Raw genomic sequence first — 17,995 nt, 5'->3', positions numbered from 1 at the left:
ACCATGACCACCAAACTCATTGATATCCTACCGGCACATCAATTCGACGTCGAGCGCTTGCGTCGCTATCTGGAGCAGATCGGTCTCGCAGGTGTCGAAGATTCTTTTGCGATCCAGCAATTCCAGGGCGGCCAATCGAATCCGACCTTCCTCATCACGGCAGGAACCCAGCGCTACGTCCTGCGCAAAAAACCACCCGGAAAGCTCCTGCCCTCGGCGCACCAGATCGAGCGAGAATATCAAGTGATCAGCGCGCTGCGCGATACGGGCGTTCCCGTCGCCCCGGCGAGGCATCTGTGCGAAGACCCCAGCGTCATCGGTACCCCATTTTATGTAATGGATTACGTCGAAGGGCGGATATTCCCTCACCCCGCCCTCACCGACGTTCCACGCGAGCAACGACACCCCATCTATCGCGAGATGGCCGAGACGCTTGCCAAGCTGCATGCGGTCGACTGGAAAGCGGTAGGACTCGAAGGATTCGGTCGTCCCGACCGCTACGTCGAGCGCCAGATCAAACGCTGGAGCCAGCAGTACGAAGCCTCCAAAACCAGCGACATCCCGGCGATGGAGCAGCTGATGCGCTGGCTACCGGAGCATGCGCCCTCAGAGGACGAGACTTCGATCGTGCATGGGGATTATCGCTTGGGCAATCTGATCTACCATCCCAGTGAACCGAAAATCCTCGCCATCCTCGACTGGGAGCTCTCTACCTTGGGGCACCCCCTGTCCGATCTCGCCTATTGTTGTTTGATGTATCACTTGCCGGCCGATACCCCCGCGCTCAAAGGATTGGTCGGCATGGACATCGCCGCGCTCGGGATCCCCGATGAAGCGGAGTTCCTTTCCTTTTATTGCGCCCAGAGCGGGCGCACCGACATTCCCGACTGGGATTTCTTCCTGGCGTTTTCCTTGTTCCGCCTCGCCGCAATCCTACAAGGAATCTATGCACGCGCCCTCCAAGGCAACGCCAGTAGCGCTGATGCCCACGAGGTGGGTGCCCGAGCCGGTATCCTCGCCGAAATCGGCTGGCAGATTGCCCAGCGCGGAGGCGCTCGATGAGCGCCAAACCCATTCCTCGTCTGCTGCTCACCAACGACGACGGGGGAAGAGCCGAAGGCTTGAAAGTACTCGAACAGATCGCGCACGAGCTCTCCGACGACGTCTGGGTGGTGGCCCCGGAATTCGATCAGAGCGGCACCTCGCACAGCATCAACGTGCACACGCCACTGCGCGTCTATTCGTCCGACGAACGGCATCACTACGTGCGCGGCACCCCCAGCGACTGCGTGCTCTTCGCTCTGGGGCACCTCCTCAAAGATCAGCCTCCCAGCCTCATTCTCTCGGGTGTCAATCGCGGCGCCAATCTGAGCGAAGCGATCGCCTATTCGGGGACCGTCGGAGCAGCGATGACGGGCATGCTCTTCGGCGTTCCCTCCATAGCCTTGAGCCTAGCCTTTCGCCAACCCGAGTGCGTACGCTGGGAAACGGTGTTGCGCATCGCCCCAGCACTCGTGCTCGAGCTCTACCAGCGCGGCTGGCCACAGGACGTGTGTCTCAATTTGAATTTCCCCGATCTACCCGCCGACGCGATCCGCGGCGTTTCCTTCACCGTGCCGGCGCGGGGTGTCATCTCCGGCGTCAAAATCGATTCCCGTATCGACACCCGAGACCAACCATACCATTGGATCGGTTTCGAATACAGCGCGAAGCACATCGACGACCCGCGCACCGACATCGCCTGCCTGCGCGAAGGCAAGATCTCGGTCACACCACTGCGCTTCGAGCGGGATCTCTCCGGCGAATGGGACCGCTTATGGGAAGGGCTAGATCATTGCCTGCGAAATTGATCCAACCGCTTTTTACTGTACCCTCGTTGTTCATCCAAGGAAGACAAAAAAGGAAGACCATGGACATCCACTACGACGAGAAAGAGCTTGCCTTCCGTGAAGAAGTGCGGCAATTCATCCGCGAAAAGCTACCCCCGGAACTCGCGGCAAAAGTCAAGAGCGGCAAGCGTCTCACAAAAGAGGATTTCTTGTGCTGGCAGAACATCCTCTCCGAGCGGGGTTGGCTCGCACAGCACTGGCCGAAGGAATACGGTGGTCCAGGCTGGGGCCCAGTGCAGCGCCACATCTACGAAGAAGAAGCGGCCGCTGCCGGCGCTCCTTGGATCATCCCCTTCGGCGTGGGGATGGTCGGACCAGTGATCATCAAGTTCGGCACGAAGGCGCAGAAAGAAAAATATCTTCCCCGCATTCTGCGCAACGAAGACTGGTGGTGCCAAGGCTACTCCGAACCCGGTGCCGGCTCGGACCTCGCTTCGCTCAAGACCCGGGCCGAGCGTCACGGAGACCACTACATCGTCAATGGGCAGAAGACCTGGACCACCTATGCCCACTACGCCGATATGATGTTCTGCCTCGTGCGCACCGATCCCAAGGCCAAACCGCAAGAAGGCATCTCCTTTCTGCTCATCGACATGAAGTCCCCGGGCGTCACGGTTCGCCCCTTGCTCCTGCTCGACGGTGAGCATGAAGTCAACGAAGTCTTCCTCGAGAACGTCAAGGTACCCTTCGAGAACCTCGTCGGCGAAGAAAACAAGGGCTGGACCTGTGCGAAGTACCTACTCGGTTTCGAGCGTACCGGTATCGCCGGCGTCGGTCAGGCCAAGGAATGGCTACGGCAGCTCAAGGCGATCGCCGCCCGCGAGAAGAACAACGGCAAACCGCTCATCGAAGACCCTTCTTTCCGCGCCCGCGTTGCAGCGGTCGAAGTCGAACTGATGGCCCTCGAGATGACCAACCTGCGGGTCGTGGCCGATGCCGAGAAAGGCGGTGCCCCTGGTCCCGAAAGCTCCATGCTCAAGATTCTGGGATCCGAGCTGCGACAAGAGATCACCGATCTGATGCGCCGCGCCGTGGGCCCCTACGCCCTTCCCTTCTTCCCCGAATATTTCGACACCGACCAACCGATCGACGTCGGCCCCGAGTACGCCCCCCCGCTGGCGGCGCAGTATTTCAACCACCGCAAGGTCTCGATCTATGGCGGCTCGAACGAGATTCAGCGCAACATCATCGCCAAGATGATCCTGGGATTGTGAGGAGGGAATCGACCATGAATTTCGAACTGTCAGACGAACAGCGCATGCTGCAAGAGACGCTCTCCCGTCTGTTGCGCGAACAATATCCTTTCGAGACCCGGCAAAAACTTCTGCAGTCCCCGCAAGGTTTTAGCCGCGAACTGTGGCATCGCTATGCCGAATTGGGCATCCTGGGTGTACCGTTCTCCGACGAAGTCGGCGGCTTCGGCGGCGGCGGAATCGAGCTCATGCTGGTAGCCAAAGCGCTAGGGCGAGCGCTCACGCTCGAACCCTATCTTGCCACCGTCGTGCTCGGCGGCACCGTGCTGGCCACGGTCGATTCCCAACGTGCTCGCTCCCTTCTCGAAGAAGTGATCGCTGGGCAAACGCTCCTCGCCTTCGCCCACTGGGAACCGGGCGAGCGCTACAACGGCGCCATTCTCTCCACTCATGCCCAAGCTCGCGATGGCGGCCATGTGCTCAGTGGCCACAAAGCCGTCGTCTTGCACGGCCAGGATGCCGATCGACTCATCGTCTCGGCGATGACCCGCGAAGGAGTCGCCACCGAAGGGATCGCCCTCTTCCTCGTCGATCCCAGGAGTCCTGGCGTGACAGTGCGCGGCTATACCACCATCGACGGTCTGCGCGCCGCCGAGATTCAGCTCGAATCGGCCCCAGCGGAGCTCCTGGCCGCTCCCGAGCAAGCGGCCCAGGCCATCGACCGTGCCATCGGCTATGGCCTCGTGGCCCTGTGCGCCGAAGCCGTCGGAGCAATGGAAGTAATCTGTGAGCTCACCCTCGAATATCTCAAGACTCGCCAGCAATTTGGCGTACCCATTGGGAAGTTCCAGGCGCTACAACACCGTATGGTCGACATGGTGATCCGGCTCGAGCAGAGCCGCTCCATCACCTTGCTGGCCGCGGCCCACGTCGATGACACTGGGATCGACCGCGACCGTGCCCTGAGCGCAGCCAAGGCGCTCATCGGCAAATCGGGGCGGTTCGTCGCCGAGAGTGCGATCCAGCTCCACGGCGGCATCGGAATGACTTGGGAATACTCGATGCCGCACTACGCCAAACGCGTAGTCATGATCGACCACGTGCTCGGCGATGTGGATTTCCACCTCGATCGCTTCTCCTCCTTGATGGAGGTATCAGCGGCCTGAGCCGGGTGCTTACCGTTTTCCACGCTACCAAGGAGTTGTCCATGAGCGCTGCTCAATACGAAGTCCACGGTGACGTCGCCGTGATCAAGATGCACAATCCCCCGGTCAACGGACTGGGTTACGAATTGCGCCGGGGGTTACTCGATGGGATCCGTCAGGCCGAAAAGGATTCAGCCGTCAAGGCCCTCGTCCTGATCGGCGCCGACGGCGTCTTCTCCGGCGGAGCCGACATTCGCGAGTTCAATACGCCGAAGATGCTCGCCGAGCCTAGCCTGCATACCGTCATCAACTACCTCGATACGACGAACAAACCCGTAATCGCCGCCATCGATGGGGTGTGCATGGGCGGAGGGTTGGAGCTCGCGCTCGCTTGCCATTACCGCGTCGCCGACCCCAAAACTCAGGTGGCCCTGCCCGAAGTCAAACTGGGTCTGCTGCCCGGAGCTGGTGGTACCCAGCGCCTGCCGCGCCTGATCGGCGCCGAGGCCGCACTCAATATGATCGTCTCCGGGGTCACGCTGCCGGCCAAGCAGTTCAAGGGCTCCCCTCTGTTCGACGCCTACGCCGAAGGGAACCTGCTGGAAGAAGCGCTCGCCTTTGCCCGCCGCGTGATCGAGGAAAAACGCCCGATCCGCCGCGTGCGCGACCTCTCCGTCGCCCACCCCAAACCGGAAGCCTACTTCCTCTTCGCCCGCCAGAGCGTGGCCGCTGTTTCCAAACCCTACCCCGCACCGCTCAAGTGCCTCGAAGCGGTCGAGGCGGCTGTGATGAAGCCTTTCGACGAGGGCTTGAAAGTCGAACGCGCCGGCTTCCTCCATCTCATCCAAACCGACGAATCGAAAGCCTTGCGCCACGCCTTTTTCGCCGAGCGGGCGGCCTCCAAGATTCCGGATGTACCGGCCGACACCCCCACGCGCGAAATCAAGAAAGTCGGCGTGATCGGCGGCGGTACCATGGGCAGCGGCATCACCATCAATTTCCTCAACGCCGGTATCCCAGTGACGCTGCTCGAGATGAACGAACAAGCCCTCGAGCGTGGCATCGGCAACGTGCGCCGCGTCTATGAAGATCGGGCCAAACGCGGCAAGATGAAACCCGAGGAAGTCGAACAGCGCATGGCCCTGCTCCATCCGACCTTGTCGTACGACGATCTGCGCGACGTCGACCTCGTCATCGAGGCGGTGTTCGAGGACATCAACGTCAAAGAACAGGTCTTCCGCAAGCTCGATGAAGTCTGCAAACCCGGGGCCATCCTGGCGAGCAATACCTCGACCCTCGACCTCAACAAGATCGCCAGCTTCACCAAACGGCCCCAAGACGTGATCGGACTGCATTTCTTCAGCCCGGCACACGTCATGCGTCTGCTCGAAGTGGTGCGTGGCGCCCAGACCGCCAAGGACGTGCTCGCCACCGCGATGAAACTAGCCAAGACGATCAAGAAGACTGCGGTGGTCGCCGGCGTGTGCGATGGGTTCATCGGCAACCGCATGATCGCCCGCTATTCGCGTGAAGCCATGCTGATGCTGGAAGAAGGCGCCTCGCCGCAGCAAGTGGATCGCGCCATCGAAGCATTCGGTTTCGCCATGGGGCCATTCCGCATGTCGGATCTCGCCGGCAACGACGTGAGCTGGTTCATCCGCAAGCGCCACTATGAAGAGCATCCGGAGATGAAACGCTTGCCGATCGCCGACCGCATCTGTGAGCTCGGCCGATTCGGACAGAAAACGGGCGCCGGATACTATCGCTACGAGCCCGGTCGCCGTGATCCGATCCCTGACCCCGAAGTCGACAAGATCATCGAGGAGGTGCGCCGGGAACTGGGTATCACGCCGCGCAAGTTCACGGCCCAGGAGATCGTCGATCGCTGCGTGTTGGCGCTGGTCAATGAGGGTGCAAAGATTCTCGAAGAAGGCATCGCGCTGCGCGCCTCCGACATCGACCTCATCTACCTCACCGGCTATGGTTTCCCCGTCTATCGCGGCGGCCCCATGTTCTACGCCGACTTGTGCGGACTGCTCAACGTCGTGCGCACGATGGAGAAGATCCGTGAGCAGGGCCACCCCGAGCCCCAATTCTGGGAACCTGCCCCGTTGCTCGCCCGGCTTGCCGAGGAAGGCAAGAAATTCAACGAGAGCGAATGAAAGCCCCTTGTTCGGCTAGGAGAATTACATGACTGAAATCGTGATCGTTTCCACCGCCCGCACGCCGCTGGCCAAATCTTGGCGCGGAGCCTTCAACATGACCCATGGCGCGACGCTCGCCGCCCATGCGATCGAGCACGCAGTTGCCCGTGCCAAGGTCGATCCCGCCGAGATCGACGATGTCATCCTGGGCTGTGCCCTGCCCGAAGGTTCCACCGGCAACGACGTGGCGCGCATGGCGGCTTTGCGCGCCGGGCTTCCCGTGAGCGTGGCTGGCGTCACCGTCAATCGCTTCTGCTCGTCTGGTTTGCAAGCGATCGCCATGGCGGCGCAGCACATCCTCGTCGACAAAGCTTCCGTCATGGTCGCTGGAGGGGTCGAGTCGATTTCTACGGTGCAAGGCAATCTCAACACGACCTACCTCAAGGAAGAGTGGCTCGCCGAGCACAAACCCGCCGTCTATTGGTCGATGCTGCAGACGGCCGAAACCGTGGCCAAGCGCTACAACATTCCCAAGGAGGCGCAGGATGAATACGGCGTGCGCAGCCAGCAGCGCGCCGCCGCCGCCCAGGCCGCTGGCAAGTTCGACGCCGAGATCGTCCCCATGACCACCCTCATGGGTGTGGCCGATCGCGAAACCGGGGCCTTGGTCACGCGAGAGGTGACGATCGCCAAAGACGAAGGCATCCGTCCCGACACCACGCTCGAAGCGGTGAGCAAGATCCGCCCCGCGATGCCAGGCGGAGTTGTCACCGCCGGCAACGCCAGCCAATTCTCCGATGGCGCCTCGGCCTGTGTCCTGATGAGCGCGCAGGAAGCCGAGCGGCGTAACCTCGAACCGCTCGGCATCTACCGCGGCTTCGCCGTAGCCGGCTGCGAACCCGACGAGATGGGCATCGGCCCGGTGTTCGCCGTTCCCAAGCTGCTACAGCGCCATGGGCTCACCGTCGACGACATCGATCTGTGGGAACTCAACGAAGCGTTCGCGGTGCAGGTGATCTACTGCCGCGACCGCCTCGGCATCCCCGACGAGAAACTCAACGTCAATGGCGGGGCCATTGCCGTTGGCCATCCCTACGGCATGAGTGGAGCGCGCCTCACCGGTCATGCCTTGATCGAAGGTAAGCGGCGGGGAGCCAAATACGTCGTGGTGACGATGTGCGTCGGCACCGGTATGGGAGCAGCCGGCCTCTTCGAAGTCGTTTGAGGAGCAACCGATGAAAGCGCTGCGCGACAAGGTTGCGGTGATCACGGGAGGTGGTAGCGGCCTGGGGCGAGAGCTCGCCTCATGTTGTGCCCGCCGCGGCATGCACGTCGTCCTCGCCGATGTCGACGAAGCCGGGATGCAAGGCACGCTTGCCCGACTCGGCGAGGAAGCGCCTCAGATCCGCTGTCTCGCGCGGCGCGTCGATGTGGCCAAGCTGCCCGAAGTCGAGGAGCTTGCCGAGTTCGTCTGGCAACAGTTCGGCGCTGCCCACCTCGTCTTCAACAACGCAGGGGTCTCGGTCAATGGACCGGCTTGGGAATACACCGAGGCGGATTGGCGCTGGGTGCTGGGCGTGAATCTATTGGGCGTTGCCTGGGGAATCAAGGCCTTCGTGCCGCGGCTCATCGCCCAAGGCGAAGGGCATGTGATCAACACCGCTTCGGCCGCCGGTTGGATGAGTCCGCCCGGCAGCGGCATCTACAACGCAACGAAAGCCGCGGTGGTCTCGCTCTCCGAGACCCTGGCCCTGGATCTCAAGGATGCCGGCGCATCGATCGGCGTAACCGTCCTCTGCCCGGCGTTCTTTCCCACCGCCATCGTTGACGCCGCCCGTAACCGTCCGGCCGAGCTCGCCGACACCGCACCTCCGAGCGAACTTCGCCTTCGTCGGCAGGAGCAGATGCGGCAGGCGGTCGAGCGGGGTCGATTGTCCGCGGCGCAAATTGCGGAAATCACGCTGCAAGCGGTAGAAGAAGGTCGGTTCTACGTCTTCCCCCATCCCAAAGTGAAAGCGCTCGTGCGAGCGCGAGCCGAGGCAGTCGAACGTGAGCACGACCCATTCGATCCGCTCGCTTTCCGCCCCTCATAGCAAGGAGCTCTCCATGAGTGTGAAACAATTGTTCGATCTGACAGGTAAAGTCGCCCTGATCACCGGCGGTTCGCGTGGCCTTGGTCTGCAGATGGCCGAAGCACTCGGCGAAATGGGAGCCAAAGTCGCAATCACCGCGCGTAAGGCAGCCGAACTGGAAGAAGCCGCAGCGCATCTGCGCGCTCAGGGCGTCGAGGTCGAGACGTTCGTCAATGACCTCGCCGAGCTCGACTCCCTGCCGGCGCTCGTGGACGGCGTGATTGCTCGGTTCGGCCCGATCGACATCCTCGTCAACAATGCCGGGGCCACCTGGGGAGCTCCGGCGGAAGACTATCCGGCGGAAGCCTGGAACAAAGTGATGCGGCTCAACGTCGATGGTACTTTCTTTCTCACCCAGCGCGTTGGCAAACTGTGCATGATCCCGCGGCGCAGCGGCAAGATCATCAACATCGCCTCCATCGCAGGACTCATGGGCAATCCGCCACAAATGATGACGATTGCTTATAACACAAGTAAAGGAGCGCTCGTCAACTTCACACGCGCGCTCGCCGCGGAGTGGGGAAAATACAATATCAACGTCAACGCGATCTGCCCGGGCTTCTTTCCCTCGAAGATGTCCAAGGGTTTGCTCGAAAAATTGGAACGACAGGTGCTTGAACTCACGCCTCTGCGTCGACTCGGTGGAAACGAAGATCTCAAAGGGGCCGTCGTCTATCTCGCCTCCGAAGCCTCACGTCACGTCACCGGCCAATATCTCGCGGTAGACGGTGGTGCAAGCATCATCTGAGCAGCGGTGGCACACGGCTAAAAAGCGGGGCGCCCCTTGAGCGCCCCGCTCGCGTTTCAGCCCTTGTTCGGCCCACCACGCAATTCACGACGCAGAATCTTGCCCGTCGGTGTTTTCGGCAACTCGGGCAGGATCTCGACGATGCGCGGGTACTTATAGGCGGCCATCCGTTCCTTGCAGAACTCGATGATCTCCTCGGGCGTGACACTCGCTCCTGGCTTCAGACTGATGACGGCTTTGACCGTCTCGCCGCGATAAGGATCGGGCACCCCCACCACTGCCGCCTCGCGCACCGCGGGGTGCGTATAGAGCACGTCTTCGACTTCGCGCGGCCAAACTTTATAGCCAGCAGCGTTGATCATGTCTTTCTTGCGATCGACGAGGAAGAGCCAGCCTTCGGCATTGAGTACGCCGATGTCGCCGGTATGGAACCACCCCTCGCGGATCGCCTTGGCCGTCTCTTCGGGTTTGTTCCAGTAACCGGCCACCACCTGCGGCCCTCTGACGACGATCTCCCCGGCTTCGCCCGGCGGCAAAACCTGACCATTTTCGGTGTCGACGATGCGCACGTGTGTATTGAACGTGGGCGTACCGACGGACAGGGCACCGAAGACCGGATCGACGGGACTACGCAGATGCCGCGGCGTAACCGACACGGGCGAAGTCGTCTCCGTGAGACCATAGGCGTTGCGGATGTACTGATCAAATTTGCGTTCGAATTCTTCGACCACAGTAGGTGGGATCGGTGCGCCACCAGAATAGATCGCGTGAAAACTCTGCATGCTCTCTGGCTTGGCTGAGGGATGGTTCATCATCGCGATCAGCGCCGTGATCGCCGCCACGGTGAATTCGGGTTTGTACTCGGCGATCGCATCGAGCATGACTCCCGGTTCGAAGCGGTAAGCAAGGATTATGGGACCGCCCACGAGGTAAGACAAAGCGATATGGCCGATGAGCCCGGTGATGTGAAAGAGCGGGGCGATCGCTAGGATCGGTGCGCCCTCGCGCACCCCGATCCAATCGCGATAGACCTGGGCCGTAAAGGTGACGTTGCCGTGGGTGTTCATCGCGCCCTTGGGCACCCCAGTGGTCCCCGAGGTATAGACGAGCATGGCGACGTCCGAGGGGGCATATTGCACCACTGGCGGCCGTTGCCCACGATGGCGTTCGACGAGTTCGAGCAAATCCCACGTTCCCTCAGGGCGTTGACGGTGGCTCTGCCCCAAAACCCGGGGATCGTTGCGATTCTGAAAATCGAGTTCGGAAGTGCTGATGCGCAGCGGCACCGGGTGCGTGGCCAGCGTCTTGCCAACGACGTCGTGGTAATACGACTCTTGTGCGATGATCACCTTGGGTTGCGCATCCTCGAGCAGGATCGAGAGCTCTCGCTCGCGATTCATCGGATTGATCGGCATGGCGATCGCTCCGAGCTTCCAGGCCGCGAGCTCGCCGATGATGAACTGGGGAATGTTCTGCAAGAATAGGGCTACGCGATCACCGCGCTGTACACCATGCTCGAGTAAGGCCGATGCCAAAGCATCGCTCAAGGCATCGAGTTCGGCGAAAGTGAGCTTGCCGTCGAAATACAAGATCGCAGCGCGCTCGGGGGCACGCGCCACTGCGGCCTTGAACATCGAGAGAGCATCGTTGTGCTCGACGACGAGGTCGGTAGGATCGCCTGGTGCGTAGAGCTGGGTCCAGGGGCGTCCATCCGCCATCCGTGGGTCATTCATTTGTGCTCCTCCTTTTTGTGGGAAGGTTCGATGACATCACCGAGCGTGGTCGAGACCAAGCCGTTTACGCAGCGCCGCTTTGTGCAGTTTTCCCGCGCTCGTCAAAGGGATGCTGTCGACGAATACATAGCGGTCAGGTAACCAGAAGCGAGCGATTTCTCCAGCCTGTACCCGCTCTTCGAGATAAGCCCGCACGGCTTGTTCGTCCAAAGGACCGCGCGTTGCGATCACCGCCACCGGCCGCTCGCCCCAACGTTCGTCGGGTTGGGCGAGCACGGCCACCGCCCCCACCTGCGGGTGACGCGACAAGATCGCCTCGAGGACGGCGCTCGGAATCCACTCGCCGCCGCTCTTGATGGCATCCTTATCGCGATCGACCACATAGAGCAGACGGTTGGGAAGACGCACCGCCAGATCTCCGGAACGAAACCATCCATCCTGATAAGCGCGTTGGCTCGCCGCTTCGTCCTTGTAATAGCCTTGCGGCAACCAAGGACTACGAACGTAAATTTCCCCGATGGTCTTACCATCGCAGGGTACAGGACACCCATCGTCTCCCCGCACCTCGACCTCCACCAATGGCAAAGGACGGGTGCCGGTACGCAGTACTTCTGCGGCCTCTTCGCTCTCTGGATCGAGCCCTTCGGGGACCACGGAGATGGCAGTGGCCAGCTGGTCCGAGCCACCATAGATGAGGCTGTAGCGAATGCCCGCAACGCGAGCCCGCTGTGCCAGCCCCGCCGGCAGCGTACTGCCCCCGGTCAGAACTTTGAGCGGGAGCCTCTGCAGACCCTCTTCACGCGCTGCCTCGAGCAACATGTCGAGCTGAGTGGGCACCATGTTGAGCCACGTCACACCTTCTTGCTGGATCAGTGCCAGCTGTTCCTTGGGCCCAGCCCGCCCCGGCAGGACGAGCTTTGCTCCGAGATAAGGGACGAAGAAAGGAGTACCCCAGCCATGGATGTGAAAAAAGGGGATGAGCGGCATGAAGACGTCGCGGCTAGATGGTCGCGCGCCTCCCTCGTGCAACCCTAGATGGTGCAAGATTTGGAAGGAGGCGAGGAGCATATCGCGATGCCGGTAGCGCAACCCCTTGGGTCGGCCGGTCGTGCCGGTCGTATAAAAAATGGAGAGGGTATCGGTCTCGCTGATCGAGTCGGCTTGCGGCGGCCATCCAGAGCCCCCCTCCGCGATGAGCGCTTCCAGTGTCGGTACACCCGATTCGGGCGAGGCGTCGCCATCGGTCAACCACACCCAACGGGGAAAGTGAGGGCGCAAGGGTTCGACTTGTTCGCGAAACCCTTCCCAGACGAACAACCATTCATCCTCGGCATGGTGGATGGTATAGAGGATGTCTTCTACAGCCAAACGAAAATTGATGGTATGCAGCACTGCCCCCAACATGGAAGCCGCATAATGGAGTTCGAGGTATCGATGACTGTTGACATCCATCACGCCGATGACGCTGCCGCGACCGATCCCCAGGCGCGCCAAACCATTGGCGAGCGCCACCGCCCGGCTTTGTAGCGTTTCGTAGCAATAGCGCCGTGGGGGACTGACCACCTCGACTTCGGGGTGCTCGGCAACGGCGTGCGCGAGCAGCTGATGTACGACGAATTCACGCATGATCTTCCTCCTCCTCCTCGATTTCGGCTGGCATGCCCAAACCAGGTTCATCCAACGCCCAGTCGGGATATTCCTCACCCTCGATGAAGCGGCAGGCATAAAGCGCCGAGAGTTTCGCAAAGCGCTCTCCGGCCGCTTCCGCCAAGCGATCAAGCAATGCCACGGTGGCGGCATCGGCTAGGCGCGTGAGCAATTGCTTGCCGTACCATTGTGCCTGGCGTGCCGAGCGGCGAGTCAGGGCGGCGAGCTCGGTCTCGATGAGTGCCCGCGCTCGCTTGGCCTGTGGCGTACCGGAACGTTCGAGCAGCGCGGAAAAACGCTCGACAAAGGGCTCGTGCGCCTGTTTCTTGCCGATGGCTTCGAGCAGATCGAGCGCCTGGATGTTGCTCGGCCCCTCCCAGATCGGGGTGATGAGGGCTTCGCGGTGCCAGCGCGCCACGGCGTATTCCTCGAGAAAACCGAGTCCACCGAAAAGCTCCATGGCCAAACGCGTGCTCTCGGCGGCATGTTCGGCGGTCCGATTCTTGGCCAGGTGCGACAGAAACCTGGCATAGTGGTAACGTGAGGAATAGGGGGGTGTCTCGTGCCAACTCTCGTCGAACGCCTGGACCGCACAAAAGGCCAAGACCGTGCCCCCCGCCTGACGAACCGCCAAATCGACGAGATCGCGGCGAATCAGCGGCTGCTCCCGTAGCGGAGCACCGAAGGCACTGCGCCGGCGCACCCGCCACAAGGCTTCAAGGCGCGCTTTCTGTGCGATTCCCATCGCCGCGACCGCGTTCGCCAGCCTCGAGGCGGTGAGATTCTCCAAAGTGTAGTAGATGCCCTTATCGGCCTCACCGATCAAGTAGGCTTCGCTGTCCTCGAGCTCGACCTCGCCCGAAGGGACGGCCCGGGTCGCACTCTTGTGCTTGAGGCGGCGCACATGATAATTGAGCGAACCATCGCGCCGCAACCGCGGCACGAGAAAGAGGGCCAAGCCCTTGGGGCCAGCCGGGGCCCCTTCGGGACGGGCGGTGGCGATCGCCACGTCGGTCAAGCCCGCGCCGCTCGCGAAATACTTGTCCCCTCCACTCAAAGACCACAGCCCGTCGTCGCGACGTCGCGCCACCGTGCGGTTGGCCCCCAGGTCGCTACCCCCTTGGATTTCGGTCATCCACGTTGCCCCCCAAGCGCGACCGGCGAGCAACTCCCTTTGCCAGTGCGCGTGTTCGGGCGCATATTTGTGGATGGCATAGACCACCTGCTGGGTGATGGTCAAAATGCAGTACAGCCCAGGGTCGGCCAACAGATACCCCAAAGCGTAGTGTTCGAGCCAGCTGCCGCCCTCGTAGGGTGGAGCCATCATGGGGGCCAGGCGCGGCATGAGCGCTTCCTGGGCTGGCGACAAGCGCACGCGATCGACTCGGTTGCCGTCCAGATCGTGCATCACCAAGACCGGCGGCGCTTCCTGATCAACGTGCGCCCCGACGCGATAAGCTTCCCCGCCGACGAGCTCGCCCCAACGGGTCAGGCGCTCTTCGCGCTCACCCACCTGTGCCCAAAAAAGACGCAATACCGCGGGAAGCACGTCGTCACAGTGATAATGATTTTTGCCGTAAGCATAAGATTGGAATTGCATCACCTCCTCCTCGCGTGACGACACGCTTTGATTTCATTTTTGGTTCTATAAACAAATTTCAATCTACTGTCAATGGCCACGACATGGCCACCCCGAGGCAATGGCAGGTACCCGAGGGGAGGGTTCGAACGACGAAGCGTGGTGCTGGAGAATCCGTTCAAGGATTTTTCGCCCGAACTTATAATTCTTTTGGTATAAAACGGGTCGGTGCGAAGGATGGCGCAAGCCAGTTCTCACACGGCAGAGCGCTTCTGACGAGCGTGTCCTCTGCGGACACGGCAGAGATGTACCGACTCACCGGTTCGATAGCTTCGAAGGGCCCAAAGCGACGATTCGGCGCGACGTCTGGCTGTACAATCCCCACTCTCCCTAGAAAGCCCTGGGGCATGTCACGCCCGTCGAGGCCATGATCCGGAACCTGACCGTTATCACATCTTTGGCATGTTCCAGTTCGTCGCCGCCGAGACGGCCGTAAACGTGGTGGTGAACAGCGCGTCTTCCATGCCTTACGGCATCTGTATTGACCAATTCGGAGCGAAACATGGAAAACGAGGGATGCAAGACCGTGGCGGTGTTCGCGCCGCTGCCACGGCGGCTGGCTTCCGCCCTCTACGAGCTGCTGTTGTTGGGAGGCATCGTGGGGGTCGGATTCATGCTGCCGTGGATCCTGGTCGGGACGCTCTGGGGAAAGATCGCCGCCGGCGGTTGGCTTTTTCTCCACCTTTTCGTGCTGTTGGGTGCCTATTTCGTGGGCTGCTGGTGGCGCCTGGGGGCGACGCTGGCGATGCAGACCTGGCGCTTGCGCCTGGTGACCCCTGAGGGTGCGCCGCCGCGTCTGCGGCAGTGCTCGTGGCGCTATGTGCTCTGCTGGCCTTCGTGGCTGACGGGGCTTGGGGTACTGTGGGCCTTGGTCGATGCCGAGGGACAATTCTTGCATGACCGATTGGCCGGCACGCGACTCGTGCTGCTGCCGCCGAAACGATGAGGAACGAACCATGACGGAACATCTGATCCGACGCGAGGACTATCGGCCGCCGCAGTGGTCGGTACGCGAGGTGCGGCTCTCCTTTACGCTCGACGAGGAGACGACCGAGGTGCGGGCGCGGCTGCACTGCGTGCGCGGGGAGGGGATGAGCGAAGAGGAGCCGATCGTACTCGATGCCGAGGAGATCGAGCTCGTTTCGGTGACGCTCGACGGCGAGCCGCTTTCGCCGCAGTCCGGGCCGGGGGGACGCGGGTTCGTGTATGACGATTCTGGCCTACGCCTCTATGGCGCGCGCGGGCCCGAGGCGTGGGTGGAAACGGTGGTGCGTATTCATCCGGCGCGCAACACGGCGCTCTCGGGGCTGTACCGCTCGGGCACGGGGCTGTTCACGCAGTGCGAGGCGCAGGGGTTTCGTCGCATCACGCCGTTTCCCGATCGTCCCGACGTGATGGCGCGCTTTCACGTGACGCTGGAGGCAGACGAGGCGCGCTATCCGGTGCTGCTCAGCAACGGCAATCTGCAGGAGACGGTGCGTTTACCCGGAGGGCGGCATCGGGCGGTATGGGTCGATCCCTTCCCCAAGCCGTGCTATCTCTTCGCGCTGGTGGCGGCCGATTTGCAAGCTCTCGAGCGGGAAGTGGGGCTGGCCGATGAGCGTCGCGCCTTGCTGCAGGTGTGGGTCAAGGACGAACACCTGCCACGGGCGGATTGGGCGCTGGCATCGCTCGAGGCGGCGCTGCGTTGGGACGAGCGGCGTTTCGGACGCGTGCTCGATCTCGACCGCTACATGATCGTGGCGGTGTCGGATTTCAACATGGGGGCGATGGAGAACAAGGGGCTCAACATCTTCAACACGAAATACGTGCTGGCGAGCCCCGAGACGGCCACCGATGCGGACTATGCCGCGGTGCAAGCCGTGGTAGGGCACGAGTATTTCCACAACTGGACGGGGAACCGCATCACCTGCCGCGACTGGTTCCAGCTCACTTTGAAGGAAGGGCTCACGGTGTTCCGCGAGCAGGAGTTCAGCGCCGACCAGCTGGCTCAGGCCGTGGGGTCCGAGCGAGCGGATTCGGCCCGGGTGGTGAAACGCATTGAGGATGTGCAGACGTTGCGCACGGCGCAGTTCCCCGAAGACGAGGGGCCGATGGCCCATCCCATCCGCCCCCAGTCCTACCGCGCCATCGACAATTTCTACACTGCCACCGTGTATGAAAAGGGCGCCGAAGTGATCCGGCTGCTGCACACCTTGTTGGGGGAAAAAGGCTTTCGCGCCGGGATGGATCGTTACTTCGAGCGCTACGATGGCCAAGCGGTGACCTGCGAGGACTTCGTCGCAGCGATGGCCGAGGCGAACGGCGTCGACCTGGCGCCGTTTTTGCGCTGGTACGAACAGGCAGGGACCCCGCGGCTGGTGGTCGAGGAAGACTGGGACGGCGAAACGGGGCACTACACGCTGCGTCTGCGGCAATTCACCCCACCCACGCCCGGACAGCCGGAGAAAGGGCCGGTGATCCTGCCCGTCCGCCTGGGGCTGCTCGGTGCCGACGGCCGCGACCTGCCGCTCGTGCTCGCCGACGAGCGCGACGCCGTACCCGCACCCGAAGCGCCGCCAGCCGGAGGGATGCGGCCGATCGCGCCGCGCGACACCGCCGTGGGCGCGACGACCCGCCTCTTCACCCTGACCGACGAGGCGCTCACGCTCGAATTCATCGGTCTGCCGCCGGGGCCGAAGCCGGTGCCTTCGCTGCTGCGGGGGTTCTCGGCGCCGGTGCGCCTGGTGTTCGAGGAGCCGGACGAGGCACTGCGCCATCGCATGGCCTACGATTCGGACGCCTTCAACCGCTGGGATGCGGCGCAGAGCTGGGCGCAGCGCCAGGTGCTGCGGCTGACCCAGGGCGAAACCGAAACGCTCGACGAGACTTTCGTCACGGCCTGGAAACAGCTGCTTGCCGATGAATCGCTCGATGCGATGTTCCGCATCAAGGCCGCCGCATTGCCCGGTGAGCGCTGGCTGCTGGAGACGATGACGCCGGCCGATCCGGTGCGCCTGCGTACTGCGCTGGTGCGGGCCTCGATCGACCTTGCCCGGGCTGGACGGGAGCTGTGGCCGCGCTGGCGGGATTCCGGGGCTACACGCCCCTATCGCTACGATCCCCTGGAAGCAGGCCGGCGTGCGCTCGCCGCGTTTGCCTGGCGCATGAAGGCGCTGCTGGGTGAGGATGAACGCTGCTCGCGCACGTTTGCCGCCGCTGACAATCTCACCGAGCGGCTGGCGGCGCTCGATGCGGCGCTCGCGCACCCCGATGAGGCGCTGGGCGAGACCTTGCTCTCCGCCTTCGAGTCGCGCTATGCCGAAGACGATCTGGTGCTCGACAAGTGGTTCGCCCGCCAGGCGATGCGCTGGTCCTGGCACGGTGCTCCGGGGACAGTGCTCGCGCGCGTGCAGCGTTTGACCGAGCACCGGGCGTTTCGCTGGACCAACCCGAACAAGGTCTACGCCTTGGTGCTCAACTTCTTCGCCAACAACCTCGCCGAAGCCTGCGCGGCCGGCGAGCCGGCATGGGTCTTTTGGCAGGAAGCGGTGCTGCGGCTCGATGCGACCAACCCCATCGTCGGATCGCGCCTTGCCCGGGCGCTGGAGCGTTGGCGGCGTTGGGCCGAACCGTATCGCGCTGCATTTGCCCCCGTGCTGGAGGCGACCCGCCGCCAGGCCCGTTCGGCCGAAGTGCGCGAGATCCTCGATCGCATGGCCGAGGGGGAGGTCGGGGCGACTTGA

The 17,995-nt window shown here is 62.4% G+C and carries 13 protein-coding genes; 10 read left to right on the top strand and 3 right to left on the bottom strand.

Annotated elements, in window-relative coordinates; all coding sequences use genetic code 11:
* The first annotated feature begins 3 nt into the window (after positions 1-3).
* Genes EPD80_RS07015 through EPD80_RS06980 form a run of 8 tightly spaced genes read left to right on the top strand, consistent with a single transcriptional unit; the run spans position 4 to position 9,251 of the window.
* Entirely contained in the window at positions 4-1,062 is a 1,059-nt protein-coding gene (locus EPD80_RS07015; protein ID WP_142810618.1) for a phosphotransferase, read from the top strand.
* On the top strand, positions 1,059-1,850 hold the full coding sequence (gene surE / locus EPD80_RS07010) for a 5'/3'-nucleotidase SurE (protein WP_142810616.1): 792 nt from the start codon (positions 1,059-1,061) through the stop codon (positions 1,848-1,850). The genes EPD80_RS07015 and surE overlap by 4 nt, the downstream gene beginning before the upstream one ends.
* 59 nt (positions 1,851-1,909) lie before the next feature.
* Positions 1,910-3,103: an acyl-CoA dehydrogenase family protein gene (locus tag EPD80_RS07005; RefSeq protein WP_142810614.1), complete on the top strand. Its 1,194-nt coding sequence runs from the start codon at positions 1,910-1,912 to the stop codon at positions 3,101-3,103.
* Between the two features lie 14 nt (positions 3,104-3,117).
* Positions 3,118-4,248: an acyl-CoA dehydrogenase family protein gene (locus EPD80_RS07000; RefSeq protein WP_142810612.1), complete on the top strand. Its 1,131-nt coding sequence runs from the start codon at positions 3,118-3,120 to the stop codon at positions 4,246-4,248.
* A 41-nt stretch (positions 4,249-4,289) separates the two neighbouring features.
* The gene (locus EPD80_RS06995) at positions 4,290-6,389 is read left to right on the top strand and encodes a 3-hydroxyacyl-CoA dehydrogenase NAD-binding domain-containing protein (RefSeq protein WP_142810610.1); all 2,100 of its coding nucleotides are present in this window, start codon (positions 4,290-4,292) and stop codon (positions 6,387-6,389) included.
* A gap of 28 nt (positions 6,390-6,417) precedes the next feature.
* Positions 6,418-7,596 (top strand): acetyl-CoA C-acyltransferase, encoded by a 1,179-nt coding sequence (locus EPD80_RS06990; protein WP_142810608.1) that lies wholly within the window; start codon positions 6,418-6,420, stop codon positions 7,594-7,596.
* A gap of 10 nt (positions 7,597-7,606) precedes the next feature.
* On the top strand, positions 7,607-8,464 hold the full coding sequence (locus EPD80_RS06985; RefSeq protein WP_142810606.1) for an SDR family NAD(P)-dependent oxidoreductase: 858 nt from the start codon (positions 7,607-7,609) through the stop codon (positions 8,462-8,464).
* A 13-nt stretch (positions 8,465-8,477) separates the two neighbouring features.
* Positions 8,478-9,251, top strand: coding sequence for an SDR family oxidoreductase (locus EPD80_RS06980; protein ID WP_142810604.1), 774 nt, complete (start codon positions 8,478-8,480; stop codon positions 9,249-9,251).
* Between the two features lie 56 nt (positions 9,252-9,307).
* Here the strand turns inward: EPD80_RS06980 and EPD80_RS06975 are convergent, their stop codons facing one another.
* From EPD80_RS06975 to EPD80_RS06965, 3 genes are read right to left on the bottom strand one after another with little or no spacing between them, the layout of a single operon-like run.
* Positions 9,308-10,984, bottom strand: a complete 1,677-nt coding sequence (locus tag EPD80_RS06975; RefSeq protein ID WP_221928900.1) for a class I adenylate-forming enzyme family protein — start codon at positions 10,982-10,984, stop codon at positions 9,308-9,310.
* 36 nt (positions 10,985-11,020) lie between these two features.
* Positions 11,021-12,610, bottom strand: a complete 1,590-nt coding sequence (locus tag EPD80_RS06970) for an AMP-binding protein (protein ID WP_142810602.1) — start codon at positions 12,608-12,610, stop codon at positions 11,021-11,023.
* A complete protein-coding gene (locus EPD80_RS06965; protein ID WP_142810600.1) occupies positions 12,603-14,231 on the bottom strand; it encodes an acyl-CoA dehydrogenase family protein in 1,629 nt (542 codons plus the stop codon). Before EPD80_RS06965 ends, EPD80_RS06970 begins: the two co-directional genes overlap by 8 nt.
* 541 nt (positions 14,232-14,772) lie before the next feature.
* Here EPD80_RS06965 and EPD80_RS06960 point away from each other — a divergent pair.
* Positions 14,773-15,216 carry an RDD family protein gene (locus tag EPD80_RS06960; protein WP_142810598.1) on the top strand — a complete coding sequence of 148 codons (444 nt, stop codon included), beginning with the start codon at positions 14,773-14,775 and terminating at the stop codon, positions 15,214-15,216.
* Positions 15,217-15,226: 10 nt separating this feature from the next.
* Positions 15,227-17,995 (top strand): aminopeptidase N, encoded by a 2,769-nt coding sequence (gene pepN / locus EPD80_RS06955; RefSeq protein ID WP_142810596.1) that lies wholly within the window; start codon positions 15,227-15,229, stop codon positions 17,993-17,995.

It is taken from the genome of Tepidiphilus olei (genome assembly GCF_006980705.1).
Taxonomy (GTDB): domain Bacteria; phylum Pseudomonadota; class Gammaproteobacteria; order Burkholderiales; family Rhodocyclaceae; genus Tepidiphilus; species Tepidiphilus olei.
The sequence above is the reverse complement of the archived record's forward strand: the minus strand, read 5'-3'. Positions and strand labels throughout refer to the sequence as shown.

Coding starts and splice junctions, on each gene's coding strand:
- EPD80_RS07015 (WP_142810618.1), top strand. CDS start 4: ATGACCACCAAACTCATTGATATCCTACCGGCACATCAATTCGACGTC.
- surE (WP_142810616.1), top strand. CDS start 1,059: ATGAGCGCCAAACCCATTCCTCGTCTGCTGCTCACCAACGACGACGGG.
- EPD80_RS07005 (WP_142810614.1), top strand. CDS start 1,910: ATGGACATCCACTACGACGAGAAAGAGCTTGCCTTCCGTGAAGAAGTG.
- EPD80_RS07000 (WP_142810612.1), top strand. CDS start 3,118: ATGAATTTCGAACTGTCAGACGAACAGCGCATGCTGCAAGAGACGCTC.
- EPD80_RS06995 (WP_142810610.1), top strand. CDS start 4,290: ATGAGCGCTGCTCAATACGAAGTCCACGGTGACGTCGCCGTGATCAAG.
- EPD80_RS06990 (WP_142810608.1), top strand. CDS start 6,418: ATGACTGAAATCGTGATCGTTTCCACCGCCCGCACGCCGCTGGCCAAA.
- EPD80_RS06985 (WP_142810606.1), top strand. CDS start 7,607: ATGAAAGCGCTGCGCGACAAGGTTGCGGTGATCACGGGAGGTGGTAGC.
- EPD80_RS06980 (WP_142810604.1), top strand. CDS start 8,478: ATGAGTGTGAAACAATTGTTCGATCTGACAGGTAAAGTCGCCCTGATC.
- EPD80_RS06975 (WP_221928900.1), bottom strand. CDS start 10,984: ATGAATGACCCACGGATGGCGGATGGACGCCCCTGGACCCAGCTCTAC.
- EPD80_RS06970 (WP_142810602.1), bottom strand. CDS start 12,610: ATGCGTGAATTCGTCGTACATCAGCTGCTCGCGCACGCCGTTGCCGAG.
- EPD80_RS06965 (WP_142810600.1), bottom strand. CDS start 14,231: ATGCAATTCCAATCTTATGCTTACGGCAAAAATCATTATCACTGTGAC.
- EPD80_RS06960 (WP_142810598.1), top strand. CDS start 14,773: ATGGAAAACGAGGGATGCAAGACCGTGGCGGTGTTCGCGCCGCTGCCA.
- pepN (WP_142810596.1), top strand. CDS start 15,227: ATGACGGAACATCTGATCCGACGCGAGGACTATCGGCCGCCGCAGTGG.